Source organism: Dietzia sp. 179-F 9C3 NHS (genome assembly GCF_045369825.1).
In the GTDB taxonomy this organism is placed as follows: Bacteria; Actinomycetota; Actinomycetes; order Mycobacteriales; family Mycobacteriaceae; genus Dietzia.
Genome location: NZ_JBIQES010000002.1, coordinates 303,175 through 327,686 on the forward strand (window position 1 = coordinate 303,175; position 24,512 = coordinate 327,686).

Here is a 24,512-nt window from a genome sequence, read left to right on the forward strand (position 1 = left end):
GTCGTGTCCTCGGGTCCGCGCGACCCGCCTAGGGTTCCTCGGCGGCGAGCTGACCGCAGGCCGCCGCGATCTCGCGGCCCCGGGTGTCCCGGACGGTGCACGAGACGCCCGCGGCCTGCACCGCCGCGACGAACGCGTCCTGCTGGTGCCGGGGGCTCGCGTCCCACTCGCTGCCCGGGGTGGGGTTGAGCGGGATGAGGTTGACGTGGGCCATGTGGCCCAGCCGCTGGGCGAGCAGACGGCCGAGCATCTCCCCGCGCCACGTGTGGTCGTTGACGTCCCGGATGAGCGCGTACTCGATCGACACCCGCCGGCCCGTCGCGTCGGCGTAGTGGCGCGCCGCCTCCATGACCTCGGCGACCGGCCAGCGATTGTTGACCGGGACCAGGGTGTCGCGTAGTTCGTCGTCGGGGGTGTGCAGCGAGATCGCCAGCGTGACCTGGAGCCCCTCCTCCGCCAGGCGGTGGATCGCCGGAACCACGCCGACCGTCGAGACGGTCACCGCGCGCTGGGAGAGGCCGAACCCGGCCGGCGGCGGGGAGACGATCCCCCGGACCGCGGCCAGGACGCGCTTGTAGTTGGCGAGCGGTTCCCCCATTCCCATGAAGACCACGTTGGACAGCCGGCCCGGGCCGCCGGGCAACTCGCCGTCGCGCATCAACCGCGCCGCGACGCGCACCTGCTCGAGGATCTCGGCGGTCGAGAGGTTGCGCTGGAGGCCGCCCTGCCCGGTGGCGCAGAACGGACAGGCCATGCCGCAGCCCGCCTGGCTCGAGATGCAGACCGTCGCCCGGTCGGGGTACCGCATGAGCACGCTCTCGACGAGGGAGCCGTCGTGCAGCTTCCACAGCGTCTTGCGCGTCGTGCCGTCGTCGCACGTGATGTGGCGTAGTGAGGACGCCAGTTCCGGGAAGAGCTCCGCACCGACCCGCGCGCGCAGGTCCGCCGGCAGGTCGGTCATCTCGGCCGGGTCGGCCTCGAGCCGCGCAAAGTATTGGTTGGCGAGCTGCTTGCCACGGAATGCCGGCACGCCGAGCTCGGCCATCGCCGCGGCACGACCGTCGGCGTCGAGATCGGCGAAGTGGCGCGGGGGCAGGCCCCGGCGCGGGGCGTCAAAGACGAGGGGAAGCGGTTCAGCCATGGTGCCCGCCATTGTGTCACGATCCATGCCCGGCCCGCCCGTGGCGCGGACGCGGGCGACACGCTGGCCACCGATGCCGTGTCGGACCGCAAACCCTTAGAGTTCTCCCCATGACGACCCGTTCGAACGATCCCATCGACCACGACCCCACCACCGGCGCGGCGGACGCGGGGACCCCGGGGGTGCCCGCCGTGGAGGAGACCCACGCCGACGCGCCCGCGGCGGCGCCCGAGGACCGCATCGGCGGGCGCGGCCGCGGCTCCGACACCATCCCGGACACGGGTGGCGGCAAGCTCGGTTCCGCATGGATCGGGCTCGTACTGGGTGCGCTGGTGACGATCCTGCTGCTGGTGTTCGTCCTTCAGAACAACCAGTCCGCCGACGTGTACTTCCTTCCGTGGAGCTTCACCATGCCGCTCGGCGTGCTCATCCTGCTCTCGGCGATCGCCGGGGCGCTCATCATGGCGATGTTCGCCGGCTTCCGGATCCTGCAGCTGCGGATGCGGGCACACAAGACGCGCAAGCTCGCCGCCGCACGGGGCCGCGCCGGCCGCTGAGGGCCGCGCGGAACGCCGGCGGGTGGTCGGTCACGTCGGGACGACGTAGCTGAACACGATCCACGACACGACCGCGGTGGGCAGCACCGAGTCGAGCCGGTCCATGAACCCGCCGTGGCCGGGCAGCATGGTGCCCATGTCCTTGATGCCCAGGTCGCGCTTGACCTGGGACTCCACGAGGTCGCCGAGGGTGGCGGTGAACACTGTGAGCACGCCCAGCAGGGCGCCCTTGAGCCAGTGGTCGTCGAAGAGCAGGGCCACGACGAGCGCGCCGCCGATCATGGCGAAGACGAACGACCCGGCGAACCCCTCCCACGACTTCTTGGGGCTTACCGCCGGGGCCATGGGGTGCTTGCCGAACAGGACACCGGAGAAGTAGCCGCCCACGTCCGAACAGACGACCAGCAGGATGAGCGCCACGACGCGCTGAGCGCCGTAGTCGCCGTCGGAGAGCATCGCGCCGGCCGCGCCGGGGACGGCGATCCAGCACAGGATGAAAAGTGTGACCGCGGTGTCGCGCAGATAGTTCTGGGGGGCCTTGGTCCGTCCGTCGAGGAACAACCGCCAGACCAGGCACACCACTGCCGTGGCGGCGAAGGCCGCGAAGGCGCCCTGGCCGCCCAGGAAGAACGACGACCACACGATCGCCTGGCCGCCCGCGAGAAGCGGGATGAGCGGCAGCCGGAACCGCGCCTGGCGGAGCCGCTTGAACACCTCCCAGGTCCCGATCGCGACCGCGCCGGCGGCCACGAGGTACCACCAGCGCGGGTTGAACGCGATGCTCGCCACGACGAGTACGCCGAGGCCGATCCCCACGGGGATGGCGCGGGTGAGATCCCGGCCGGCACGCGACGGCGGGCTCGCGGCCGCGGCGGTGGGGCCCGGGGGTCCGTCTGGGGCGGTGTCCACTACGTGCGCCTCCTTCGCTTGACGTGGGGACGGGCGGTGTGGCGGGGCTGCTCGGAGGTCAGACCTCCATCAGCTCGCCCTCCTTGCCCTTGACGATCTCGTCGACCTCGGCCACATAACGCTGGGTGATCTTGTCGAGCTCCTTCTCGGCGGCGTTGACCTCGTCCTCGCCGGCCTCGCCGTCCTTGTCGATGCGCTTGAGCTCCTCCATCGCCTTGCGACGCACGCCACGGATCGAGATCCGCCCCTCCTCGGCCTTGTTCTTGGCCTGCTTGACGAGGTCGCGGCGACGCTCCTCGGTGAGCTGCGGAACGGTGACGCGCAGCACCTGGCCGTCGTTGGTGGGGTTGACGCCGAGGTCGGAGTTGCGTATCGCGTTCTCGATCGGACCGATCTGCGACATCTCGTACGGCTTGATGATGAGCATCCGTGGCTCCGGCACGGTGATCGTGGCCATCTGCGTGATGGGCGTCATGGTCCCGTAGTACTCGCAGACCACGCGGTTGAACATGCCGGGGTTGGCGCGGCCGGTGCGGATGCCGGCGAGCTCGTCCCTGACGTGCTCGATCGCCTTCTCCATCTTCTCCTCGGCTTCGAGCAGTGTGTCGTCGATCATGTCGCTCCCTCTTCGTTCTCTCGTGGGTGTGCTGGACGGTCCCGTGTCAGGCCGGGGTGCTCACGAGGGTGCCGATGCGCTCGCCGGCGACGGCGCGTGCGATGTTGCCCTCGGTGAGCAGGTTGAACACGAGGATGGGCATGTGGTTGTCCATGCACAGGCTGAATGCGGTGGTATCGGCCACCTTGAGTCCACGCTCGAGGCACTCGCGGTGGCCTATCTCGGCGAAGAGTTCGGCGTCCGGGTTGGTGCGCGGGTCGTCGGAGTACACGCCGTCCACGCCCTTGGCCATGAGCAGCACGTCCGCCTTGATCTCCAGCGCCCGCTGGGCGGCGGTCGTGTCGGTGGAGAAGTACGGCATGCCCATGCCGGCGCCGAAGATCACGACGCGGCCCTTCTCGAGGTGCCGTTCGGCACGCAGCGGGATGTACGGCTCGGCGACCTGTCCCATGTGGATGGCGGTCTGGACGCGGGTGGTGACGCCCTCCTGCTCGAGGAAGTCCTGCAGCGCAAGGCAGTTCATCACCGTGCCGAGCATGCCCATGTAGTCGCTGCGTGCTCGGTCGAGGCCGCGCTGCTGGAGCTGGGCGCCGCGGAAGAAGTTCCCGCCGCCGATGACGATCGCGATCTGCGCGCCGGTCCGGGAGACCTCGGCGATCTGGCGGGCCACGGACTGCACCACGTCGGGGTCGATCCCTACGCTGCCGCCACCGAACATCTCGCCGCCCAGCTTGAGCATCACACGCCGGTAGCCGTCGCGCTGGTCCGTCATCGGTCTCCTCGTCCCGGGCGGATCGTGCCCGTCTCGTCCATCTGCAGACCTCGACTCCGGTCGTGGAGGTCTCGGGGGTCCACCGTGGGAGCCCTGTTCATTCTGCCTTATCGCCCCCGGCCGCCACGCCGAAGCCCGCCACCGTGGCCCCGCGGCACCGGGGCGAACGCCGACGGCGGCACCCGGAGGGGTCCCGGGTGCCGCCGTCGGCGGTGTGGTGTGGGCGTGTGGCCCGGCCGGATCAGGCCTGGCCCACCTCGAAGCGCTCGAACCGGGTGACCGTGGCGCCGGCCTCCTCGAGCAGCTTGCCCACCGTCTTCTTGCTGTCGGTGACCGACGGCTGGTCGAGCAGGACGACGTCCTTGTAGAAGCCGTTGAGACGACCCTCGACGATCTTCGGCAGTGCCTGCTCCGGCTTGCCCTCCTCCCGGGCGGTGGCCTCGGCGATCTCGCGCTCCTTGGCCACGATGTCGGCGGGCACCTCGTCGCGGGTCACGTACTGCGCCTTGAGCGCGGCGACCTGCATGGCGGCCGACCGCGCGGCGGTCTCGGCGGCCTCCCCCTCACCGGTGTAGGCGACCATGACGCCGACGGCGGGCGGCAGGTCGGAGGAGCGCTTGTGCAGGTAGGTGGCGACCTTGCCGTCGAGCTTGCCCACGCGGCGCAGGACGAGCTTCTCGCCCGACTTGGCGGAGAAGGCCACCACGGCGTCGGCGACGGTGGTGCCCTCGAGCTCGGCGGCCTCGAGCTCGGACAGCTCGGAGATGCCCTTCTCGGCGGCCACGGCGACGATCTTGTCGGCCAGCGCGATGAACTCGGCGCTCTTGGCCACGAAGTCGGTCTCGGAGTTGAGCTCGATCATCACGCCGTCCTTGACCGCTACGAGGCCCTCGGCGGTGGTGCGCTCGGCGCGCTTGCCCACGTCCTTGGCGCCCTTGATGCGCAGGACCTCGACGGCCTTGTCGAAGTCGCCGTCGGTCTCCTCGAGAGCCTTCTTGCAGTCCATCATCCCGGAGCCGGTGAGCTCGCGGAGACGCTTGACGTCGGCAGCGGTGTAGTTCGCCATGGTGGGGCGACCCTCCTTGTAGGGGTTCGTGATGTGTCGTGAGTCGTGTCTGGTGGGCCGGCGGGCCGGTCGTCTCCACAGTAGGGGACGTCGGTGCCGACGCGTCGGGCCCGGCCTCCCGGTGGGTCCCCGGGGGACCTGGGCGGCCGGGCCCGACACTGCTCGAGCTGGTGGTGCGGATCAGGCCTCGGTGGCCGGGGCCTCCACGGCGGACGCCTCGGCGGCGGGGGCCTCTGCGGCGGGGGTCTCCGCGGCCGGGGCCTCGGCCTGCGCCTCGGCGGTCACGGCGTCGAGCTGCTCGGTCTCCCACTCGGCGAGCGGCTCGGCCTCCTCGCCGGTGGCCTCGCCGGCCTGCGAGCGGGCCTTGAGGCCCTCGGCGACGGCGGAGGCGATGACCTTGGTGAGTACGGTGACGGAGCGGATCGCGTCGTCGTTCGCAGGGATGGGGTAGTCGACGACGTCCGGGTCGCAGTTCGTGTCGAGGATCGCGACGACCGGGATGCCCAGCTTACGGGCCTCGCCGACGGCGATGTGCTCCTTGTTGGTGTCCACGACCCACACCACGGAGGGGACCTTGGTCATGTCACGCATGCCACCGAGCGTGCGCTCGAGCTTGTTCTTCTCGCGCGTGAGCATGAGGATCTCCTTCTTGGTACGACCCTCGAACCCGCCCGACTGCTCCATCGACTCGAGCTCCTTGAGTCGGAGCAGCCGCTGGTGCACGGTCTGGAAGTTGGTGAGCATGCCACCCAGCCAGCGCTGGTTGACGTACGGCATCCCGACCTTGTCGGCCTCCTCGGCGATGGCCTCCTGGGCCTGCTTCTTGGTGCCGACGAAGAGCACGGTTCCGCCGTGGGCGACGGTCTCCTTGACGAACTCGTACGCCTGGTCGATGTACGTGAGCGTCTGCTGCAGGTCGATGATGTAGATGCCGTTGCGGTCGGTGAAGATGAAGCGCTTCATCTTGGGGTTCCACCGACGCGTCTGGTGCCCGAAGTGCGATCCCGCATCGAGCAGCTGCTTCATGGAGATGACGGCCATGATGTGTTGAGGGCTCGTCCGGCTTGGAAGCAGCCGGACCGCGAGGCCCTCGTCCTCGCTTTCTGTGTACCGGGTTATGCCGTTCGGCCGGTCGGCCTCGGGCCCTGGTGTCCGCGCCGGGCCTCACCCCCGACGGGCGGGGGCACCTACTGGTCCGGCGTCCGGGGGCCGGGGCTCGTGGAGTCCCGGGGCCCGGATACGGCTCCCGGTGACCGGGTGCCGCAGGACACGCGAAGTCGATCGACGGTGAGTCGACCGCATCGGAGAGCATATCCTCCCCCGGCCCCTGCTACCAAGACGTCCGAGGGCTCCGCCTGTGGATGCTCGTCCGTCTCGTCCACAGCGGGCGCGCGCGGCGGCCTCCCGGCGGGTCCGGGCGGGTCTACTGATCCCATGACAGGCAGGTCCGTCCCACACCGCCCGACCCGCCGCCCGGGCCTCGCAGCGGCCGGGGCGGTGACGGCGCTGGCGTGCATCGCGGCCGCCCCGGCTCTCGCGGCGGATCCCCCGCGGCGCGACCTCCGGCTCCCCGTCCCGGGCCCGGCGGTGCCGTTGACGCCGTTCGACCCGCCCGCGCAGCGGTGGCTCCCCGGCCACCGGGGCGTCGACCTGGCGGCGGACGCGTTCGGGTCGGTGCGGGCGCCGGCCCCGGGGACCGTCTCCTTCGCCGGCCCCGTCGCGGGTCGTCCGGTCCTGACGATCGACCACGGCGACGGCCTGCGGACCACCTACGAACCTGTCCGGGCGGCGGTACGCGTCGGGCAGGAGGTGGGGTCGGGCCAGGTGGTGGGCCGTGTGCTGCCGGGACACCCGGGGTGCCCGGTCGAGGCGTGTCTGCACTGGGGCGCCCGGCTGGCGACGGGTGGGCCGGCGGGCGACGACGACGAGTACCTCGATCCCCTCTCCCTGCTGTCGGGGGCCGAGCGTCCGGTACGGCTCAAGCCGCTGCGTCCGGGCGACGGCGGGCACTGACCCTCATCCGACCGCCGAGGCGGGGCCCGTCCGCGCTGTGTGGCGGCCCGGTCACGCCCGGGGGTGAGCTCCGCGGTAAGCGGCGCGCAGCCGTTCCGCGGAGACGTGGGTGTAGATCTGCGTGGTGGCCGGGGTCGAGTGACCCAGGAGTTCCTGGACGTGCCGCAGGTCCGCGCCGCCTTCGAGCAGGTGTGTGGCGGCGCTGTGCCGCAGCGCGTGCGGCGAGACGGTGGGGGCGCCGGGTGTGGCGGAGGTGACGTCGTTGACGATCCGGCGCGCGGCCCTGGGGTTCAGCCTGCCGCCGCGGGCGCCGAGCAGCAGCGCGGACCCGGACGCCGCGGTCGCCAGCGCCGGCCGTCCGGCGTCGAGCCAGGACCGCAGGGCCCGCTCGGCGGAGCCCCCGTAAGGCACGGAGCGTTCACGGTCGCCCTTGCCGAGGACCCGTAGGACGCGTCGTTCGGCATCGACGTCGTCTACGTCCAGTCCGCACAGCTCCGCCACGCGGATCCCGCACGAGTAGAGCAGTTCCACGACGAGCCGGTCTCGCAGCGCGAGCGGTTCCCCCTCGGCCGCGCCGAGCTCTGTGGTCCGCAGCGCCTCGGCGGCCTGGTCGGCGTCGAGCACCTCCGGAAGGTGCCGCCGGGGGCGGGGGGCCTCGAGCCGGGCCGCGACGTCGGCGGGCAGGATGCCGGCGCGCGTGGCCCAGGAGCCGAACGAGCGGGCGGCCGCCACGCGGCGGGCGATCGACGAGCGGGCCGCTCCTTCGCCCACCTGGGCGGCGAGCCACCCACGCAGCGCCGGGAGGGTGAGCGTCGCCGCAAGATCCCCGACGGTGTCCGGGCCGTGCCCGTCGCGGCGCAGGTGCGCGAGCAGGGCGTGCGCGTCAGACCGGTAGGCGCGGACCGTTGCCGGCGACCGCGACCGGCCCGTGTCGAGCTCGGCCGCATAGGCGTCGAGCACCGCCTCGAGCGCGTCCGGCAGGCGCGCGGCCGCGCCGCCGTCCGACCCCACCCGCCCAGATCCCATGAGTACCGATTGTCACTTCTGCCACGCACAGCTGCAAGCCTCGTCCGGGCTCAGGTAGCGGGCAGCGTGAGCTGCTGACCCCCGTCGCCCGTGCGTCGCCACCCCTGCGGACCCCGGGAGACGACGCCCGCGCCGAGTAGGCGCCCGAGGACAGCCCGGGTGATACCCGGTGCGATCCCCGCCGACGCCGCCACTTCGGCCGGTGCGGCACCACCGGTGGTCGGCAGCGCCTCGAGGACTCGCCGCGTGGTGTCATCGAGCCCGTCCCACGACGTCGCCCCGCCGGACGGCGGGACCGCCGTCTCCCCCATCGACCCCGCGAGTTCCACAAGGTCGGCGGTCCGGGTGACCAGCGTCGCATCCCGCTCCCGCGCGAGCAGGTGTGTCCCCACGGAGGAGACCGAGGTGATCGGCCCGGGGACCACCCCCACCGGGCGCCCGAGCACGCGTGCCCACGTGGCGGTGCTCAGCGCTCCGCTACGGGCGGCCGCCTCGACGACGAGCGTGGCCGGGGTCAGGGCCGCGATGAGCCGGTTACGGTCGAGGAACCGGTAGCGGGTCACGCCGGTCCCCGGCGGCTGGTCGGAGACCACCGCGCCCGTCTCGGCCACCGCGCCGAGCAGGGCCTCGTTGCCCCGGGGGTAGAGGCGGTCCACGCCGCCGGCGAGGATCGCCACCGTGGTGCCGCCAGCCCCGAGGACGGCGCGGTGGGCGGCCGCGTCGATCCCGAACGCCCCGCCGGAGATCACCGTGAAGCCCTCGACGGCCACTCCGGCCGACAGGTCCGCGGTGACCGCGCGGCCGTAGGCCGTAGGTGCCCGCGTCCCCACGACGGCCACGGACCGCTCGAGCACGTCCGCCGGGTGCGCGGGCCCGCGCCACCACAACCCGAAAGGCCGCAGCGCCGTCTCGACGCCCCCCGTCCCGCCTCTGCGCAGCCGGCGAGGGCGGTCGAGCGGTTCGAGCGCGACCGCGGGCCAGCCTGGATCGCCCGGGACCAGCAGCCGTGCGCCCACCTCGGCGGCGCGTTCGGCGAGCTCTCGTGGGTCCACCCGATGGCGGCGCGCCGCCGTCTGCCCGGCCACCTCGTCGTCAACTCGACCCGACCGGATCCGCGCGGCGGCCTCGAGCGGGCCGACCGCGTCCACCAGGTCCCACACCTGCGCCGTCGACCGTTCGGTCACCGCGCCCAGGTACGCGTACGCCGCCCGCACCTCGGGCGACACCGGCGTGTCCGCCTCGTGCGTCGTCATCAGTCCTCCCCCCGCAGCACCAGGGCCTCGGCCACGTGGTCCCCGGTCGGGGCGGGCTCCCCGGCGAGGTCGGCGATAGTCCAGGCCAGGCGCAGGCAACGGTCCACGCCCCGCGGGGAGAGCACCCCGGCCGCGAGCGCCCGGTCCAGGGGGCGCAGCGCGCCCCGGTCGAGCCGGAACCCGGTCCGGAGCACCCGCCCCGGCACCGACGCGTTGGTCCGCGCGCCCGAGGCCTCCGCGCAGCCGGCCCACCGGGCGGCGGCCGCCTCCCTGGCGGAGGCGACCCGGGCCCGGACCGTCGCGGAGTCCTCCGCCTCCCCGACCGCGAGCAGGCTCGGGCCGATAGGGAGGGTTCGGGCGGAGATGTCCACGCGGTCGCGCAGCGGCCCGGTGAGCGACCTGCCGTAACGACGCCGCTCGTCGGGGCTGCAGTCACAGTCCGCGGGACGCGGACTCCCGCACGGGCAGTCGTTGGCCGCGAGCACCAACTGGAAGCGGGCCGGGAAGACGGCCACGCCGTCGCGCCGCGCCACGCGGACCTCCCCCTCCTCCAGCGGGGTGCGAAGCGCGTCGAGCACCCTGCCGGGGAACTCCGCGCACTCGTCCAGGAAGAGCACGCCCCGGTGGGCCAGGGTCGCGGCGCCGGGCCGCGCGGTCCCGGTCCCGCCGCCGACGAGCGCGGCCGCGGTCGCCGTGTGGTGCGGCGCCACGAACGGGGGTCGCCTCAGCAGCGGGTCGTCCGGGGGCAGCCGGCCGAACACCGAGTGGATCGCCGTGGCCTCGAGCGCCTCGTTCGCGGCCAAATCCGGCAGGAGCCCGGGGAGGCGCCGAGCGAGCATCGTCTTGCCCGTGCCCGGTGCGCCGCGCAACAGGAGCGCGTGGCCGCCGGCCGCCGCGACCTCCACGGACCGGCGGCAGTCCTCCTGACCGTGCACCTCGGCGAGATCGTGGGCGTCGTCGTCGCCACCACCACCCGCGGGCGGGGCGTGCGCCACCAGGTCGCCCAGGCCGCGGCTCCAGTCCGCGAGCATCCGCAGCGACCCGACGCCGGCCGTGTCGATCCCGGCGACCAACCGCGCCTCCGCGAGGTTCTCGACCGGGACGATCGCCCGCGCAAGGCCGGCCTCGCGGGCGGCCAGGATCGCCGGGAGCACCCCGGCCACCGGCCGAACCCGCCCGTCCAGGGCCAGCTCGCCGAGCAGGACGGTGCCCTCGAACCCCGCGGCGGGCAGCTCTCCGGACGCGGTGAGGGCGCCCGCGGCGAGGGCCAGATCGAACCCTGCGCCGAACTTGCGCAGCGATGCCGGCGAGAGCGAGAGCACCACCTTCCCCGTGGGCCACGCCAGGCCCGAGTTGGCGGCCGCCGCGCGCATCCGCTCGCGGGACTGCATGACCGCCGAGTCCGGCATCCCCACGATGCTCACGCCGGGAAGGCCGCGGCCCACGTCGGCCTCGACCTCCACGAGCCGCCCGGTGATCCCGGTGAGCGCCACCGCCCACGTCCGCCCGAGCGCCACGTCAGATCACGTCCTCGAACACCTCGAGGCGGGGCCGGTCCGGGTCGCGCAGGTCCACGGACACCACGTCGAAGCACACCTGCCGCCACCCGCCGGGGTGGGCGGCCAGCCATTCCCGCGCGAGCATGCGCACCCGCCGCAGCTTCTCGGTGGTGACGGACTCGGCGGGCGTCCCGAACCCGCTGCCGGTCCGCGTCCGCACCTCGACAAATCGCGTACGCCCCTCGCCGTCCCGAACCACCAGGTCGAGCTCCCCGCGCGGGCAGTGCCAGTTGCGGTCGAGCACCTCGCAGCCGCGCGCCCCGAGCAGTTCCGCCGCGTACGCCTCCCCCAGCCGCCCGGTCTCCCGGCGCCGGTCCCACGCCGTCGTCGTCCCGTCTCCCGCCATCTCGTCTCCCCCCGCCTCGCCCCCGGCCCGTCCGGGACGCCGGGGCCCACCCTGCCGCACGGAATCGGCCCGGACCGCGCGTGGCGGGCCGGGCCGGGGGCGCCCTGTGGAGGCGCGGGAAGGTTGTGGAGAACGCGAGTGGCGCCTACTCGGGCAGGCGCAATTCGGGCTTGTCCAGCTCCTCGATGTTGACGTCCTTGAACGTGAGGACGCGGACGTACTTGACGAAACGCGCAGGTCGGTACATGTCCCACACCCACGCGTCGGACATGCGGACGTCGAAGTACACCTCGCCGTCGGCCGACCGCGGGATCAGTTCGACGGCGTTGGCGAGGTAGAAGCGCCGCTCCGTCTCGACGACGTAGGTGAACTGACCGACGATGTCGCGGTACTCGCGGTACAGCGAGAGCTCCATCTCGGTCTCGTAGTTCTCCAGATCCTCGGCGCTCATAGGGTGCTGCTCCTCGAATGCGCCTGCGCGGCGCGACGGACGTTGGCGTACGACATGCGGTGGATGTCGCTGGGACCGAGCTGCTCGATCGCCCTGGCGTGACCCGCGGTTCCGTACCCCTTGTGCGCGGCCAGGCCGTACCCGGGGTACCGGGAGTCGAGGTCCACCATAATCCGATCCCGCGTGACCTTCGCGAGGACACTCGCGGCGGCAATGGATGCGATCGCCGCGTCGCCGCCGGGCACCGCGGTGGACTGGCAGCCCAGACCGTCCACCGCGAAGCCGTCGGTGAGCACGAAGCCGGGCCGCGGGTCGAGCGCGGCCACGGCGCGGCGCATCCCCTCGATGTTGCAGCGGTGGATGCCACGCTCGTCGATGCGTGCCGGGTCGATCACCACGACCGCCGTGGCCACGGCGCGCCGCAGGACGGCGTCGCACAGCCGCTCCCGGACGGCGGCGGGCAACTTCTTGGAGTCATCCAGCTCGGCGAGCTCCGGGTGGAGCCGGTCACCGAGGACACAGGCCGCCACCACGAGCGGTCCGGCGCAGGACCCGCGGCCGGCCTCGTCGACCCCGGCGACGGGGCCGAGCCCGCGCCGGACGAGGGCGGACTCCAGACCCACCCGGCCGTCGCGGCGGGTCACCCGCACCCGGCGGGGTCGCAGCGGGCTCACCCCGTCGTGATGTCCGGCGAGGACACGCCCCCGATGCGGCTGAGCGGGAGGATCACGGCCTGCACCTTGCCGATGATGTTCTCCTCGGGGATGGTGCCCTGGTACTCGTCACCCATGTGGAAGCGCGAGTCCGCGGAGTTGCTGCGGTTGTCACCCATCACCCAGACGTTGCCCTCGGGGACGGTGACCGGCCCGAAGTCGCAGTTGAGCGGGTTACGGCTGACCGCCGGGTCCTCCCGCAGGTAGGGCTCATCGAGCGGCTGACCGTCCACCAGGAGGTCGCCCTCCGGCGAGCAGCCGCCCACCGTCTGGCCGCCCACGGCGATGACGCGCTTGACCATGTCGTTCTGGTCCGGCGGCACGATCCCGATCACCCCGCCGATGTCCTGCAGCATGTGCAGGACCGGGTTGTCCGAGCGGATCGAGCGGTACCCCTGGTTCCACGAGTCCGGGCCTGTGAACACCAGGACGTCGCCCTGCTCGGGCTCGCCGAACCGGTAACTGATCTTGTCCACGAAGATCCGGTCGCCCGTGCAGCCCGCGCAGCCGTGCAGGGTGGGTTGCATCGACTCCGACGGGATGCGGTAGACCCGGCCGACGAAGGTCTGGAACACGAATACCAGGACCAGGGCGATCACGATGAGGATGGGGACCTCGATGTACCACGGCCGCCCGGCACGCTCCTCGGCGCGCCGCTTCCCGCGTTCCTGCCGCCGCACGCCGCGAGCCGGGGCCCCGTCGTCGTGGGGCCCCGGCTCGTGGGGGGTGTCTCCGGGGGTCTCGCTGCTGCTCACCCGGATGAGCGTAGTCCATCCCCCGTCGTGGCCGACGACGGAGGCGGACCCGCCCTATGCGCTCAGCGCTTCTCCTTGATCTTCGCGGCCTTGCCGCGGAGCTCACGCAGGTAGTACAGCTTGGCACGGCGGACGTCACCGCGGGTGAGCACCTCGATCTTGTCGATGTTGGGCGAGTGGACCGGGAAGGTCCGCTCCACGCCCACACCAAAGGAAACCTTGCGGACGGTGAAGGTCTCGCGGACGCCGCCGCCCTGGCGGCGGATCACGACGCCCTTGAAGACCTGGATGCGCTCCTTGGAGCCCTCGATGACCTTCACGTGCACGTCGAGTGTGTCGCCGGCGCGGAACTCCGGAATGTCGTCGCGGAGGGACTTCTTGTCGAGGAAGTCGAGAGTGTTCATCAGTGTTCCTTGCTGTGAGGAAATTGAGGACAGAGGACCCTGGCGCCCGCGCGGGCGGGTCAACCGGTTCGTGCCCCGGATCAGCGCGACCGCGTACGGGCACGACGGTGCCCGAGAGGTCGACCCCGCTAGTGTGCCACCCCGGGCGCGCCCGACCCAAATCGGCCGGCGCCAGCGTCCGGGGTCCACCCGGTCTCGGCAAGCACCTCGAGGTCGCGCAGGTCCAGCTCCGCCCCGTCGAGGAGGTCCGGCCGCCGCTCGGCGGTCCGGCGCAGCGACTCGTCCCGCCGCCACCGGGCGATACGGGCGTGATTGCCGCTGGTGAGGACCTCGGGCACGGGCCGGTCGCGCCACACCTCGGGGCGGGTGTAGCTGGGCCCCTCGAGCAGGCCGTCGGAGAAGGAGTCCTCCTCGTGGCTGCGGCGGTTGCCCAGCACGCCGGGTAGGAGCCGGACCACGGCCTCGGCCATGACGAGTACGGCAACCTCGCCCCCGACGAGCACGTAGTCGCCGATGCTCACCTCCTCGACGTCCATCCGCGTGGCGGCCTCGGCGACCACCCGCTGGTCGATCCCCTCGTAGCGGCCGCACGCGAAGATCAGGTGCCGGCGCGCGGCGTAGCGGTGGGCGTCCGCCTGGGTGAAGGGTCGCCCCGCGGGGGTGGGGACCACGAGGAGCGGCCGGTCTGCCGAATCGTGGGACCGGTCGGCATCCGCGACGGTCGGGGCGGGCGGGACGAGGTCGTCCAGCGCCTCGCCCCACACGGTCGGGCGCATAACCATGCCGGGGCCGCCGCCGAAGGGGGTGTCGTCGACGGACTTGTGGACGTCGCGGGTCCAGTCGCGCAGGTCGTGGACCCCCACCTCGAGGATGCCCCGGTCGATAGCGCGGCCCGGCAGCGCGAGGCGGAGCGGGGCGAGGTAGTCGGGGAAGACGGTGACCACGTCGAGGCGCATCCGCGGGCCGTCGGGCGGGTGCGACCTCGCCGTCGTCGCCCCCCCGCCCCGGTCCCCCGTCACGGCGTCCCCAGGTCGAGCAGTCCCTCCGGCGGGTCGATCGTGCAGGTCCCCGCCGCCAGGTCCACGTCGGGGACCATCTCGGTGACAAAGGGGACGAGCGCCTCCCCGCCGGCGGCCAGGCGCAGGCCCAGGAGCTCGCCGGCCGGGGTGTGGACCACCTCGGTCACCTCACCGAGCTCGTCGCCGGCGGTGTCGAGGGCGCGCAGCCCCACGAGCTGGTGGTCGTGGAACTCGTCGGGGTCGGCGGGCTCGGGCAGGTCCGCCGAGTCCACGAGCAGGAGCATCCCACGCAGGGCGTCGGCCGCGTCGCGGTCGGTGACGCCCCCCAGACGCACGAGGAGCCGCCCGGAATGGTTCCGGGCGGCGTCCACGGTGACCTCGCGGTCGGTGGCTGTCCGGCCCCGGCCGACGCGGCCCGTCAGGCGCGCGCCGGGGGCGAAGCGCTCCTCGGGCGAGTCGGTGCGCACCTCCACCAAGAGCTCGCCGCGGACACCGTGCGACTTGACGACGCGTCCCACGACGAGCTCCATGGCTGCGCTTCCTCTCGACCCGGCGGGCGCGGGTCAGCGGTCGGTGTCGACCACGTCGACCCGGACGCCCGGACCGGCGACGGCGCTCACGATCGTCCGGATGGCGGAGGCGGTGCGCCCGCCCCGACCGATGACACGGCCGAGGTCGACCGGCGCGACGGACACGCGGATCACGGTGCCCCGTCGACCACCGCCGGCCCGCACGGACACCGCGTCGGGGTCCGACACGATGCCGCGGACGAGGTGGTCGACGGCGTCGACGACCATGTCGTTCATCGGTCTCAGGCCTCGGCGGACTCGGCGTCGGCCTCGGCCTCGGCGGACTCGCCCTCGGCCGCGGCGGCCTCCTCCTCGGCCTTCTTCGCGGCCTCGGCCTCGGCGGCCTTCTTCTCCTTGTCGGCCTTTCGCTTGGCGGTGATGGCCTCGGCGGACGGCTCGCCCTGGGCCTCCTCGAGGGCCTTGTTGAACAGCTCGAGCTTGGTGGGCTTGACCTCGGCGGTCTTGAGGGTGCCCTCGGCGCCCTCGATGCCCTTGAACTTCTGCCAGTCGCCGGTGATCTTGAGCAGCTGCTCCACGGCCTCGGTGGGCTGGGCGCCCACGCCGAGCCAGTACTGGGCGCGCTCGGAGTCGATCTGGATGAAGCTCGGCTCCTCCTTCGGCCGGTAGAGGCCGATGGTCTCGATGGAGCGACCATCGCGACGGGTGCGGGCGTCGGCCACGATCACGCGGTACTGCGGGTTGCGGATCTTGCCGAGGCGCGTGAGCTTGATCTTGACGGCCATGGGGCGTCTCTCTTCCTGTTGCAGGTCACGTGGCGATTCAGCGGCGCCCGCCGGTCGCGGGGCCCGGTTTCGCCTTCCGGGTGACCGCCGTGCGGCACGGGCCCGAGGCGTGGGTGACCACGACGAGGCCCACCGGTGACGGCGTCCAGCGGGCCAGTCTAAACGCAGGGAGTGGCGCCGGCCCAATCCGGGCCCTCGCCGCTCAGCGCTCGGGGAACCTCAGATCGCCGAGGTCGATCCCCTCGAGCCCGGGCGGGAGCTGGTCCAGGCCGGGCGGCATCTGCGACAGGTCCGGCATCCCGCCGGGTCCGCCCATCCCGGGCATCCCGGGCGGCATCCCCGGCATGCCGCCGGGCATCACGCCGCGCTGCTTGGGCGGAGTCGGTCCGCGGCCGCGGCCCTTGCCCTTCTTGCCCTTGCCCCTGCCCTTGCGCTGGTTCTTGCGGTTGCCGCCGGGCATGCCCATCTGCCCGGCCATGCGGCTCATCATCTTGCGGGCCTCGAAGAACCGATCGACGAGCTGGTTGACGTCGGTCACCGTGACGCCGGAGCCCTTGGCGATGCGCTGGCGGCGGGAGCCGTTGATGATCTTGGGGTCGGCCCGCTCCTCCGGGGTCATGCCGCGAATGATCGCCTGGATGCGGTCGAGGTACTTCTCGTCGATGTCCCCGATCTGGGCCTTCATCTCCCTGCCGCCGGGCAGCATGCCGAGGAGGTTCCCGATCGGGCCCATCTTGCGGATCATCAGCATCTGGTCGAGGAAGTCCTCGAGCGTCAGCTCGCCGGAGCCGATCTTGGCGGCGGTCTTCTCCGCCTCTCGGGCATCGAAGACCTGCTCGGCCTGCTCGATGAGCGAGAGCACGTCGCCCATGCCGAGGATGCGGTTGGCCATCCGGTCGGGGTGGAAGACGTCGAAGTCCTCGAGCTTCTCGCCGTTGGAGGCGAACATGATCGGCGTGCCGGTGAGCTCGCGGACGCTCAGCGCGGCGCCGCCGCGCGCGTCGCCGTCGAGCTTGGTGAGCACGACACCGGTGAAGCCGACGCCCTCGCGGAACGCCTCGGCGGTCACCACGGCGTCCTGGCCGATCATGGCGTCGAGGACGAAGAAGGTCTCGTGTGGCTGGACGGCGTCGCGGATGCCGCGGGCCTGCGCCATCAGCTCCTCGTCGATGCCGAGGCGGCCGGCGGTGTCCACGATCACCACGTCGTGCATCTTGGCGCGGGCGTGGGCCAGACCGCGCTGCGCGACGTCCACCGGCGCCTGGACGCCTATCACCTCGCCGTCGCCGCCCACGGACGTCCCGGGGTGCGGCGCGAACACCTGGACGCCGGCCCGCTCGCCGACGATCCGCAGCTGGTCCACGGCACCCGGGCGCTGGAGGTCGCACGCCACGAGCAGCGGGGTGTGCCCCTGGCCCACGAGGTAGTAGGCGAGCTTGCCGGCGAGGGTGGTCTTACCGGCTCCCTGCAGGCCTGCGAGCATGATGACCGTCGGCGGCTGCTTGGCGAACTCGACGCGGCGGGCCTCGCCGCCGAGGATCGCGGTGAGCTCGGCGTCGACGATCTTGACGACCTGCTGGGCCGGGTTGAGCGCCTCGGACACCTCCGCGCCCTTGGCCCGCTCCTTGACCCGGGAGATGAAGGTGCGGACGACCGGGAGGGCGACGTCGGCCTCGAGCAGCGCGAGGCGGATCTCGCGGGCGGTGGCGTCGATGTCGGCATCGGTGAGCCGCCCCTTGCCGCGCAGGTCCTTGAGCGCACCTGTGAGGCGATCGGACAAGGAATCGAACACGGTTGACTCACTCCCTGGTTCGCGGGCCGGGGCGCGCGGGCCCCGTGTCGTCGTCGGTGACGGCTCCCCACAGGGTATCGGCCCGGGCTCAGGTCGGCGTCGCTGGCTCGCCCGCCGGCAGCAGCGCCTCCACCAGCCGGGCCAGTCCGAGGGTCGCTCCCGGGCCCGAGAGGGCGAAGACGTCCTCGACCGCCGCGCCGCGCGTCCGCACCACCACCCAGTCCACGCGCGCCCCCGCCGCGGTGACGGCCGCGACGACCGCGCCGAGCAGGCCGGGGCGGTCCTCGGTCCGCACCTCGAACAGCAGGCCGTCGGCGTCGGAGCGGGGCGAGACCAGGACCGACGGGGGAGCCTGCGCGTAACCGGGAGCGGCGGCCATGCGGCGGTCCAGTGCCGTACGGAGCGGGCCGGGGAGGCCGCCGTCGATGGCCCGGCGCAGGTCCTGACGCAGGATCCGCGGGTCCACCGGATCGCCGAAGCGGGTCGAGACGAGCACCCGGGCCCGCACCCCGCCCGGGGGCCGCAGGTCCACCTCGGCGTCGACCACCTCGAGGCCATGGGCGGCGAGGACCTCCGCGGTGACGGCGAGCGCGCGCCCGCCCCCGGGGACCACCAACGTCAGTTCGTGCGTGCCGCCCACGACGGTGGCCCCGGGGGTGACGACGACGTCGGGCGCGCCGGGCGGGCGGGCCGCGTCCACGGTCGGCGCGACGGGCTCCTCCGGGGCGGCCGTCCGTGCGCGGCACGACATGACCAGCGCCGCGTGCGCCTGCGCCCGCCCGGGCGTCCACACGCCCGGCCCGGTGGCCAGGGAGTCCGCCCGGGTGAGCGCGGCGAGCACGTCCAGCGCGGTGGCGTCGCCCCCGAGCGCGGCGAGCACCTCGCCCGCGGTGGCGGGGTCGGACGGGTCCCGCCGCGCGGCGGTCGCGGCCAGCAGCAGATGGTGTCGGACCACGCGGACCAGGGTGTCCACGTCGCGGGCGACGAGCCCTAGTCGCTCGCCGAGTCCCCGGGCCAGCTCCGCACCGACCTCGCTGTGGTCGCGGGCCCGACCCTTGCCCAGGTCGTGGGTCAGGGCGGCGAGCAGGAGGAGGTCCGCCCGCGCCACCGTGGTGGTGAGCCGCGAGGCCTCCACAGCGGTCTGCACGAGGTGCCGGTCCACCGTGTAGACGTGGGTGCGGTCGCGGGCGGGCAGATCCCGCACGGCCGCCCACTCGGGCAGCATCCGCGCCCACAGGCCACTGCGGTCCATCGCCTCGATCACGGGCACCTGGGCGGGACCGGAACCCAGGAGTACGAGCAGGTCCGCCAACGCCCCGGCCGGCCAGCGACCCTCGGGCGCCGGGGAGCGTTCGACGAGCACCCCGAGGGTCGAGGCGGCCACGGGCAGGCCGTGCCGGGCGGCCGCCGCGGCCACCCGCAGGGGAAGCCACGGGTCGCTGTCCACCCGCGCACCCCGGGCCAGCGCCACCTCACCGGCGTGGTCGACGACCCCGTCGTCGAGCGGGCGGCGCGCCGGCGGGCGCCGGAACAGACCGCCGGGCCCCCGCGAGGACAGGGCGGCGCACGCAGCGCGGATGGCCTGGTCGGCGGCAAAGGCGAGGGTGCGGGAGGCGTCGCTCACGGCCCGGGCGAGGTCGAAGCGGTCGCCCAGTCCCAGTGCCCCGGCCACCTCGTCGCCGTACTCGGCGTGCATGACCTCGCGCGGGCGCCCCGAGCACCGGTGGAGCTCGGTCCGGGCGTCCAGGACCAGCCGGTGCGCAGCGGCCACGTCCGTCCCGGACACCGCAGCGGAGGCGTCGGTGAGGTGAGCCGCCGCCAACGCGGCGACGAGCTGGACGTCCCGGAGTCCGCCCGCTCCGTTCTTGAGGTCCGGCTCCGTACGGTGGGCGATCACCCCGGCGCGGGCGCGACGGGCCGCGGTCGCCGCCACGAGTTCGTCGAACCGGGCCGCGATCTGGTGTCGCCACTGCCGCCGGGCCCCGTCCACGACCCGCGCCCCGAGGTCACGATCGCCGGCGATCACCCGCGCGTCGAGCAGGCTCAACGCGACGGACACGTCCCCGGCCGCCGCCGCCAGGCACTGGTCCACCGTGCGGACGCTGTGGTCGAGCCCCTGCCCCGCATCCCACAGCGGGTACCACAGGGCGTCCGCCACCTCACGGACGTCGCGGCTCGGCCGCCGCTCGTGGACCAGGACCAGGTCGAGGTCCGAGTGGGGCAGGACCTCGCGGCGGCCCAGTCCCCCGAACGCGACCAGCGCGAAGCCGGACCGTGAGCTGATCCCCGCCTCCTCGGCCAGGCACGTCAGCTCGATCTCGTAGAGCTCGCACAGCGCCTCGCGCAGCCCGGCCGCCGGCAGCCGGTCCGCGGGAACGGCGAGGAGGTCCGCCCGCCCCCGCGTCAGCGTCGTCCGTGGTGCACCGTCCGCCGTCGTCGTCATTGCGTTCCCCTCCCCTGGTGCGTCGCCGGGCCCTGCCCGGCGGTGTCGGTTCCCACCCTGCGCGCCGCGTGTCACCCCGACGGGACGGGCGTGTTTCGGGTCTGTGAACGACGCCACCCCGGGGCCGTTCCGGCCCCGGGGTGGCGTCCCCCTCTACACCTGCTCAGACGGCTGCCTCGCCCTCCTCCCCCGTCCGGACCCGGACGACGGACTCGACGGGGGTCACCCAGACCTTGCCGTCGCCGATCTTCCCGGTCCGGGCGGCCTCCACGACGAGCCGGACGACGCTGGCGGCGGAGGCGTCGTCCACCACCACCTCGACGCGGATCTTGGGGACGAAGTCCACGGCGTACTCCGCGCCACGGTAGACCTCGGTGTGGCCCTTCTGGCGGCCGTACCCCTGGACCTCACTGATGGTGAGTCCGTGGATGCCGGCCTGTTCGAGGGCGGCCTTGACGTCATCGAGCGTGAACGGCTTGATGATCGCGGTGATGAGCTTCATGACGGGTGCGTCCTTCCTTGGGGATCGTCGGTGGCCGGCTCAGCGGATGAGCGCGCTGGTCGAGGCCTCGTACGCGGTCTCGGCGTGCTCGGCGCCGTCGATACCGGCCTGCTCGTCCGCCTCCGCCACGCGCCAGCCGAGGGGCGCGCACACAGCCCAGGCGATCGCGGTCATGACGGCGGTGAAGAGCAGGGCGGCGAGGGCGATGACGATCTGCACCACGAGGAGCTTCCAGCCCTCGCCCGAGTAGAACACGCCGGGGGCGGTGTCGAAGGTGCCGGTGGCGAAGAGTCCGATGGCGACGGTTCCCCAGAGCCCGGCCACGAGGTGCACGCCCACCACGTCGAGGGCGTCGTCGTAGCCGAACCGGTGCTTGAGACCCACGGCCAGGGCGGCGAGTGCACCGGCGATCGCGCCGAGGGCGATCGCGCCGAGCGGGTGGACCGAGCCGGCGGCCGGTGTGATGGCGACCAGGCCGGCGACCACGCCGGAGGCGGCGCCGAGGCTGGTGGCGTGACCGTCGCGGATCCGCTCCGTGAGCAGCCAGCCGAGCATGGCCGCGGCGGTGGCGGCGGTGGTGTTGACCCAGGCCAGACCGGCTGCGCCGTTGGCGCCGAACGCCGAGCCGGCGTTGAAGCCGAACCAGCCGAACCACAGCAGGGCGGCACCGAGCATGACCAGCGGCAGACTGTGCGGCCGCATCGGGACGCGACCGAAGTCGAGTCGCTTGCCCACGAGCAGGACCAGGACCAACGCAGCGACACCGGCGTTGATGTGGACGACCGTGCCGCCGGCGAAGTCGATCGGGGCGACCGCGGCCGCCAGGCCCCCCTCGCCGTCATCGACGGTGCCGAAGATCATCGCCGCCAGGCCGTTCTCGGCGTGCGAGAGCAGGCCGCCACCCCACACCATGTGGGCGAGCGGGAAGTACGCGAGCGTCACCCACACGGCGACGAACGTCAGCCACGTCCCGAACCTCACGCGCTCGGCGATGGCGCCCGAGATGAGCGCGACCGTGATGATCGCGAACGTCACCTGGAATGCCACATCGACCACCTGCGGGTACGCCCCGGATCCGGAGGCCACCCACTCGGTGGCGTCGCCGATCACCCCGGAGAGCCCGAACATCTCGAAGGGGTTGGCGAACAGCCCCAGGACGTCCTGGGAGCCGTAGGACATCGACCAGCCCCACAGCAGGTAGACCACGCCCACGACGCCCATGGCGCCGAAGGACATCATCATCATGTTGAGCACGGACTTCTGGCGGGCCATCCCGCCGTAGAACAGCGCCAGCGCGGGCGTCATGAGCAGGACCAGCGATGCCGACATGAGCATCCAGGCCGTGTCCCCCGCATCGATCTCCGGCGTCGCCTCCTGGGCGAGCCACACGACACTCTCACCTGTCACCGGTGGGCCTCCTCGGTCTCCGAGGGGAACGCCGATCGTCCCCCTGTGGGACCTGAGAATTCCGCCGCCGTGTTGCGACGGATGTCGAGGAGTGTTTCGTACCGGTTACGCGCCGGCCCGGCCTGTGACGATCAGGTGACGGGCGTCGAGGTGGGCCGGGGCCCCGATTACTTCCCCAGCAGCGCGTCGACAAAGGCCTCCGGGGTGAACGGCGCGAGATCGTCCGCCCCCTCGCCCAGGCCGACGAGCTTCACCGGGACACCGAGCTCGTGCTGCACCTGGAACACGATGCCGCCCTTGGCGGTGCCGTCGAGCTTGGTGAGCACCACGCCGGTGATGTCCACGACGTCCTTGAACACGCGCGCCTGCATGAGACCGTTCTGGCCGGTGGTGGCGTCGATGACGAGCAGGACCTCGTCGACCGCCGTCTTCTTCTCCACCACGCGCTTGACCTTGCCGAGCTCGTCCATGAGGCCGGCCTTGGTGTGCAGGCGGCCGGCGGTGTCGACGAGTACCGCGTCCACCCCGGTCTCCACGCCGCGCGCGACGGCGTCGAACGCCACCGACGCGGGATCGGCGCCCTCCTTGCCGCGCACGACCTCGGCGCCCACGCGCTCGGCCCAGGTCTGGAGCTGGTCGGCGGCCGCTGCGCGGAAGGTGTCGGCCGCGCCGAGCAGGATGTCGCGCCCCTCGGCGACGAGCACGCGGGCGAGCTTGCCGGTGGTGGTGGTCTTGCCGGTGCCGTTGACGCCCACGACGAGCAGGACGGCGGGGGTGCCCTCGTGCGGCAGGGCCCGCAGCGAGCGGTCGTATTCGGGGTGCAGATTGTCGATGAGCGCCTGCCGGAGCAGGTCCCGCACCTGCGCCTCGGTGCGGACCTGCTTGGTGGCGATGTCCTCGCGCAGGCGGTCCACGACGCGCTGGGTCATGGGCGCGCCGAGGTCGGCCAGGATGAGCGTGTCCTCGATCTCCTCCCACGCGTCTTCGTCTAGGTCGCCGGCGCCGAGCAGTCCGAGCAGGCCCTGGCCCACCGAGCTCTGGGAGCGGGCGAGCCGGCCGCGGAGCCGCTCGAGGCGGCCGGTCGCCGGGTCGATGCGCTCGACCGGCGCCACCACGTCGGGCACCCCGGTGATCTCGTCGGCCGACGGCGCGGGCACCTCCTCGTCCGGCACCTCGGGCGGCACGACGACCGGCTCGGCCTCGGCTGGCTCGACGACGGTGGTGTCGTCGCTCGGCCCCGGGGCGGTGTCCGGGGTGACGGAGGGGGCCTCGGGGGCAACCGTCTCGGCCGTCTCGGGGGCGGCCGGGGCCGCGGGGGGCTCCGGGGCCGCGGTGGCCTCGGGCGCCGGCTCGGGGGCCACCGGCTCCCGCGGGAGCGGTTCCTTCGGCGGCGCGGCGGTGGCGGCCCCGCCGGCCTGGGTGAAGGAGAACCCGGTGCCGGCCTGGTAGTTGCCCGACCGCTCCTCGCGGGTGAGCTCCTTGCGCTCGTCCGCCTTGGTCAGGGAGATCTGCCGCCTCTTGCGCAGCTGCAGGCCCACCACCAGCGCGATGACGGCGAGCAGCACGAGGACGGCGACGGTCACGATGATCCAGGTGAAGTCCACGGGGCCCAGTATGGCCGAACTCCCCCGATCGGCTTTGCGGTCCCCGGCCGTCCGTCCCCGACCTACACTGGCGGCCGTTACCTACAGGAGGTGTCCGCGAGTGACCGAGCTCGCCGCCGCGGCGGCCCCCGCAGACCGGGGGGCGCCCCGTCCCCGACGCGCCCCCACACCGCCCACCTGGGTGATCAAAGCCGTCATGGCCGTCACCGGCCTGATCTTCACCGCGTTCGTCGTGGTGCACATGATCGGCAATCTCAAGGTCTACGACGGCCAGGCGTACTTCGACGGCTACGCCCACTGGCTCCGGACCCTCCTCCAGCCGCTCGTCCCGGCCGAGGGCGTGCTGTGGTTCCTGCGTGTGATCCTCGTCGCGAGCCTGCTCGCGCACGTCGCGGGCTCGATCGTGCTGGTCCGTCGCTCGCGGGTCGCGGCGGGGCCGCACCGCCGGCGCACGGGATTCACCTCGTCGTCGTTCGGCGCCCGGTCGATGATGCTCACCGGTGTGATCATGTTGATCTTCGTGGTGTTCCACGTCCTGGACATGACAACCGGGACCGCGCCGGTCGCGGTGGAGGGGTTCGTGCCGGGGTCGGCGTACGACAACCTCGTGGCGAGCTTCTCGCGGCCGTGGGTCGCCGCGTTCTACGGGGTGACGATGCTGCTGTTGGCCGTTCACATCGCGCACGGCGTCCGCACCGCCGCCGGCGACCTGGGCGTGACCGGCGCCAAGGGCCGGGCCGCGGCGACCGTCGTGGCCGGTGTCGCGGCGGTCGCGGTGCTCGTGGGCAATGCGACGATCCCCCTCGCCGTCCAGCTCGGGTGGCTGGCGTGAGCGGGGGCCCGGTCGCGTTC

26 protein-coding genes are annotated in these 24,512 nt (G+C 73.1%); 3 read left to right on the plus strand and 23 right to left on the minus strand.

Annotated elements, in window-relative coordinates; all coding sequences use genetic code 11:
• Window positions 1-28: 28 nt before the first annotated feature.
• Window positions 29-1,141, minus strand: a complete 1,113-nt coding sequence (gene rlmN / locus ACH0BZ_RS03755; protein WP_406896619.1) for a 23S rRNA (adenine(2503)-C(2))-methyltransferase RlmN — start codon at window positions 1,139-1,141, stop codon at window positions 29-31.
• Between the two features lie 110 nt (window positions 1,142-1,251).
• Between rlmN and ACH0BZ_RS03760 the strand changes: the two genes are divergently transcribed.
• Entirely contained in the window at window positions 1,252-1,698 is a 447-nt protein-coding gene (locus tag ACH0BZ_RS03760; RefSeq protein WP_406896620.1) for a lipopolysaccharide assembly LapA domain-containing protein, read from the plus strand.
• A 30-nt stretch (window positions 1,699-1,728) separates the two neighbouring features.
• Here the strand turns inward: ACH0BZ_RS03760 and ACH0BZ_RS03765 are convergent, their stop codons facing one another.
• From ACH0BZ_RS03765 to rpsB, 5 genes are all read right to left on the minus strand, one after another.
• Window positions 1,729-2,607 (minus strand): phosphatidate cytidylyltransferase, encoded by an 879-nt coding sequence (locus tag ACH0BZ_RS03765; protein WP_406896621.1) that lies wholly within the window; start codon window positions 2,605-2,607, stop codon window positions 1,729-1,731.
• A gap of 58 nt (window positions 2,608-2,665) precedes the next feature.
• Complete coding sequence (gene frr, locus ACH0BZ_RS03770; RefSeq protein ID WP_406896622.1) at window positions 2,666-3,223, minus strand: ribosome recycling factor; 558 nt, start codon at window positions 3,221-3,223, stop codon at window positions 2,666-2,668.
• A 46-nt stretch (window positions 3,224-3,269) separates the two neighbouring features.
• Window positions 3,270-3,995, minus strand: a complete 726-nt coding sequence (gene pyrH / locus ACH0BZ_RS03775; RefSeq protein ID WP_406896623.1) for a UMP kinase — start codon at window positions 3,993-3,995, stop codon at window positions 3,270-3,272.
• A gap of 241 nt (window positions 3,996-4,236) precedes the next feature.
• Window positions 4,237-5,061, minus strand: coding sequence for a translation elongation factor Ts (gene tsf / locus ACH0BZ_RS03780; RefSeq protein ID WP_406896624.1), 825 nt, complete (start codon window positions 5,059-5,061; stop codon window positions 4,237-4,239).
• A gap of 180 nt (window positions 5,062-5,241) precedes the next feature.
• Window positions 5,242-6,102, minus strand: coding sequence for a 30S ribosomal protein S2 (gene rpsB, locus ACH0BZ_RS03785; RefSeq protein ID WP_406896625.1), 861 nt, complete (start codon window positions 6,100-6,102; stop codon window positions 5,242-5,244).
• A gap of 393 nt (window positions 6,103-6,495) precedes the next feature.
• On the opposite strand from rpsB, the gene ACH0BZ_RS03790 reads away from it, so the two are divergent.
• Window positions 6,496-7,074 (plus strand): murein hydrolase activator EnvC family protein, encoded by a 579-nt coding sequence (locus tag ACH0BZ_RS03790; RefSeq protein WP_406896626.1) that lies wholly within the window; start codon window positions 6,496-6,498, stop codon window positions 7,072-7,074.
• A 51-nt stretch (window positions 7,075-7,125) separates the two neighbouring features.
• Here the strand turns inward: ACH0BZ_RS03790 and ACH0BZ_RS03795 are convergent, their stop codons facing one another.
• The 17 genes from ACH0BZ_RS03795 to ftsY all read right to left on the minus strand — a co-directional run bounded on the left by ACH0BZ_RS03795 (window position 7,126) and on the right by ftsY (window position 23,660).
• Window positions 7,126-8,100 (minus strand): tyrosine recombinase XerC, encoded by a 975-nt coding sequence (locus ACH0BZ_RS03795; protein WP_406896627.1) that lies wholly within the window; start codon window positions 8,098-8,100, stop codon window positions 7,126-7,128.
• A gap of 50 nt (window positions 8,101-8,150) precedes the next feature.
• Window positions 8,151-9,353 (minus strand): DNA-processing protein DprA, encoded by a 1,203-nt coding sequence (dprA, locus tag ACH0BZ_RS03800; protein WP_406896628.1) that lies wholly within the window; start codon window positions 9,351-9,353, stop codon window positions 8,151-8,153.
• Complete coding sequence (locus ACH0BZ_RS03805; RefSeq protein ID WP_406896629.1) at window positions 9,353-10,870, minus strand: YifB family Mg chelatase-like AAA ATPase; 1,518 nt, start codon at window positions 10,868-10,870, stop codon at window positions 9,353-9,355. The genes dprA and ACH0BZ_RS03805 overlap by 1 nt, the downstream gene beginning before the upstream one ends.
• Window position 10,871: 1 nt before the next feature.
• Window positions 10,872-11,258: a YraN family protein gene (locus ACH0BZ_RS03810; RefSeq protein WP_406896630.1), complete on the minus strand. Its 387-nt coding sequence runs from the start codon at window positions 11,256-11,258 to the stop codon at window positions 10,872-10,874.
• Between the two features lie 145 nt (window positions 11,259-11,403).
• Complete coding sequence (locus tag ACH0BZ_RS03815; protein WP_007632861.1) at window positions 11,404-11,709, minus strand: DUF2469 domain-containing protein; 306 nt, start codon at window positions 11,707-11,709, stop codon at window positions 11,404-11,406.
• Window positions 11,706-12,383, minus strand: a complete 678-nt coding sequence (locus ACH0BZ_RS03820) for a ribonuclease HII (protein ID WP_406896631.1) — start codon at window positions 12,381-12,383, stop codon at window positions 11,706-11,708. Before ACH0BZ_RS03820 ends, ACH0BZ_RS03815 begins: the two co-directional genes overlap by 4 nt.
• Entirely contained in the window at window positions 12,380-13,177 is a 798-nt protein-coding gene (lepB, locus tag ACH0BZ_RS03825) for a signal peptidase I (RefSeq protein WP_406896632.1), read from the minus strand. The genes ACH0BZ_RS03820 and lepB overlap by 4 nt, the downstream gene beginning before the upstream one ends.
• Window positions 13,178-13,239: 62 nt before the next feature.
• Window positions 13,240-13,581, minus strand: a complete 342-nt coding sequence (rplS, locus tag ACH0BZ_RS03830) for a 50S ribosomal protein L19 (protein ID WP_406896633.1) — start codon at window positions 13,579-13,581, stop codon at window positions 13,240-13,242.
• A gap of 128 nt (window positions 13,582-13,709) precedes the next feature.
• The gene (trmD, locus tag ACH0BZ_RS03835; RefSeq protein WP_406896634.1) at window positions 13,710-14,537 is read right to left on the minus strand and encodes a tRNA (guanosine(37)-N1)-methyltransferase TrmD; all 828 of its coding nucleotides are present in this window, start codon (window positions 14,535-14,537) and stop codon (window positions 13,710-13,712) included.
• Between the two features lie 59 nt (window positions 14,538-14,596).
• On the minus strand, window positions 14,597-15,130 hold the full coding sequence (rimM, locus tag ACH0BZ_RS03840) for a ribosome maturation factor RimM (RefSeq protein ID WP_406896635.1): 534 nt from the start codon (window positions 15,128-15,130) through the stop codon (window positions 14,597-14,599).
• Between the two features lie 33 nt (window positions 15,131-15,163).
• Window positions 15,164-15,406: a KH domain-containing protein gene (locus ACH0BZ_RS03845; RefSeq protein ID WP_406896636.1), complete on the minus strand. Its 243-nt coding sequence runs from the start codon at window positions 15,404-15,406 to the stop codon at window positions 15,164-15,166.
• Window positions 15,407-15,411: 5 nt separating this feature from the next.
• On the minus strand, window positions 15,412-15,912 hold the full coding sequence (rpsP, locus tag ACH0BZ_RS03850; RefSeq protein ID WP_406896637.1) for a 30S ribosomal protein S16: 501 nt from the start codon (window positions 15,910-15,912) through the stop codon (window positions 15,412-15,414).
• Window positions 15,913-16,114: 202 nt separating this feature from the next.
• A complete protein-coding gene (gene ffh / locus ACH0BZ_RS03855; protein WP_406896638.1) occupies window positions 16,115-17,704 on the minus strand; it encodes a signal recognition particle protein in 1,590 nt (529 codons plus the stop codon).
• A gap of 88 nt (window positions 17,705-17,792) precedes the next feature.
• On the minus strand, window positions 17,793-20,147 hold the full coding sequence (locus ACH0BZ_RS03860; protein ID WP_406896639.1) for a [protein-PII] uridylyltransferase: 2,355 nt from the start codon (window positions 20,145-20,147) through the stop codon (window positions 17,793-17,795).
• A gap of 163 nt (window positions 20,148-20,310) precedes the next feature.
• On the minus strand, window positions 20,311-20,649 hold the full coding sequence (locus ACH0BZ_RS03865; protein WP_406896640.1) for a P-II family nitrogen regulator: 339 nt from the start codon (window positions 20,647-20,649) through the stop codon (window positions 20,311-20,313).
• Between the two features lie 39 nt (window positions 20,650-20,688).
• Window positions 20,689-21,984, minus strand: coding sequence for an ammonium transporter (locus tag ACH0BZ_RS03870; RefSeq protein WP_406896789.1), 1,296 nt, complete (start codon window positions 21,982-21,984; stop codon window positions 20,689-20,691).
• Window positions 21,985-22,223: 239 nt separating this feature from the next.
• Window positions 22,224-23,660, minus strand: coding sequence for a signal recognition particle-docking protein FtsY (gene ftsY / locus ACH0BZ_RS03875; protein WP_406896641.1), 1,437 nt, complete (start codon window positions 23,658-23,660; stop codon window positions 22,224-22,226).
• Window positions 23,661-23,760: 100 nt separating this feature from the next.
• Here ftsY and ACH0BZ_RS03880 point away from each other — a divergent pair, with 100 nt between their 5' ends.
• Window positions 23,761-24,492, plus strand: a complete 732-nt coding sequence (locus ACH0BZ_RS03880) for a succinate dehydrogenase cytochrome b subunit (RefSeq protein ID WP_406896642.1) — start codon at window positions 23,761-23,763, stop codon at window positions 24,490-24,492.
• Window positions 24,493-24,512 lie beyond the last annotated feature (20 nt).

Bases quoted from the DNA above. Each gene is read 5' to 3' on its own strand.
- rlmN (WP_406896619.1), bottom strand. From the start codon at position 1,141: ATGGCTGAACCGCTTCCCCTCGTCTTTGACGCCCCGCGCCGGGGCCTG.
- ACH0BZ_RS03760 (WP_406896620.1), top strand. From the start codon at position 1,252: ATGACGACCCGTTCGAACGATCCCATCGACCACGACCCCACCACCGGC.
- frr (WP_406896622.1), bottom strand. From the start codon at position 3,223: ATGATCGACGACACACTGCTCGAAGCCGAGGAGAAGATGGAGAAGGCG.
- pyrH (WP_406896623.1), bottom strand. From the start codon at position 3,995: ATGACGGACCAGCGCGACGGCTACCGGCGTGTGATGCTCAAGCTGGGC.
- tsf (WP_406896624.1), bottom strand. From the start codon at position 5,061: ATGGCGAACTACACCGCTGCCGACGTCAAGCGTCTCCGCGAGCTCACC.
- rpsB (WP_406896625.1), bottom strand. From the start codon at position 6,102: ATGGCCGTCATCTCCATGAAGCAGCTGCTCGATGCGGGATCGCACTTC.
- ACH0BZ_RS03790 (WP_406896626.1), top strand. From the start codon at position 6,496: ATGACAGGCAGGTCCGTCCCACACCGCCCGACCCGCCGCCCGGGCCTC.
- ACH0BZ_RS03795 (WP_406896627.1), bottom strand. From the start codon at position 8,100: ATGGGATCTGGGCGGGTGGGGTCGGACGGCGGCGCGGCCGCGCGCCTG.
- dprA (WP_406896628.1), bottom strand. From the start codon at position 9,353: ATGACGACGCACGAGGCGGACACGCCGGTGTCGCCCGAGGTGCGGGCG.
- ACH0BZ_RS03810 (WP_406896630.1), bottom strand. From the start codon at position 11,258: ATGGCGGGAGACGGGACGACGACGGCGTGGGACCGGCGCCGGGAGACC.
- ACH0BZ_RS03815 (WP_007632861.1), bottom strand. From the start codon at position 11,709: ATGAGCGCCGAGGATCTGGAGAACTACGAGACCGAGATGGAGCTCTCG.
- rplS (WP_406896633.1), bottom strand. From the start codon at position 13,581: ATGAACACTCTCGACTTCCTCGACAAGAAGTCCCTCCGCGACGACATT.
- trmD (WP_406896634.1), bottom strand. From the start codon at position 14,537: ATGCGCCTCGACGTGGTCACCGTCTTCCCCGACTACCTCGCCCCGCTC.
- rimM (WP_406896635.1), bottom strand. From the start codon at position 15,130: ATGGAGCTCGTCGTGGGACGCGTCGTCAAGTCGCACGGTGTCCGCGGC.
- ACH0BZ_RS03845 (WP_406896636.1), bottom strand. From the start codon at position 15,406: ATGAACGACATGGTCGTCGACGCCGTCGACCACCTCGTCCGCGGCATC.
- rpsP (WP_406896637.1), bottom strand. From the start codon at position 15,912: ATGGCCGTCAAGATCAAGCTCACGCGCCTCGGCAAGATCCGCAACCCG.
- ACH0BZ_RS03860 (WP_406896639.1), bottom strand. From the start codon at position 20,147: ATGACGACGACGGCGGACGGTGCACCACGGACGACGCTGACGCGGGGG.
- ACH0BZ_RS03865 (WP_406896640.1), bottom strand. From the start codon at position 20,649: ATGAAGCTCATCACCGCGATCATCAAGCCGTTCACGCTCGATGACGTC.
- ACH0BZ_RS03870 (WP_406896789.1), bottom strand. From the start codon at position 21,984: ATGCTCATGTCGGCATCGCTGGTCCTGCTCATGACGCCCGCGCTGGCG.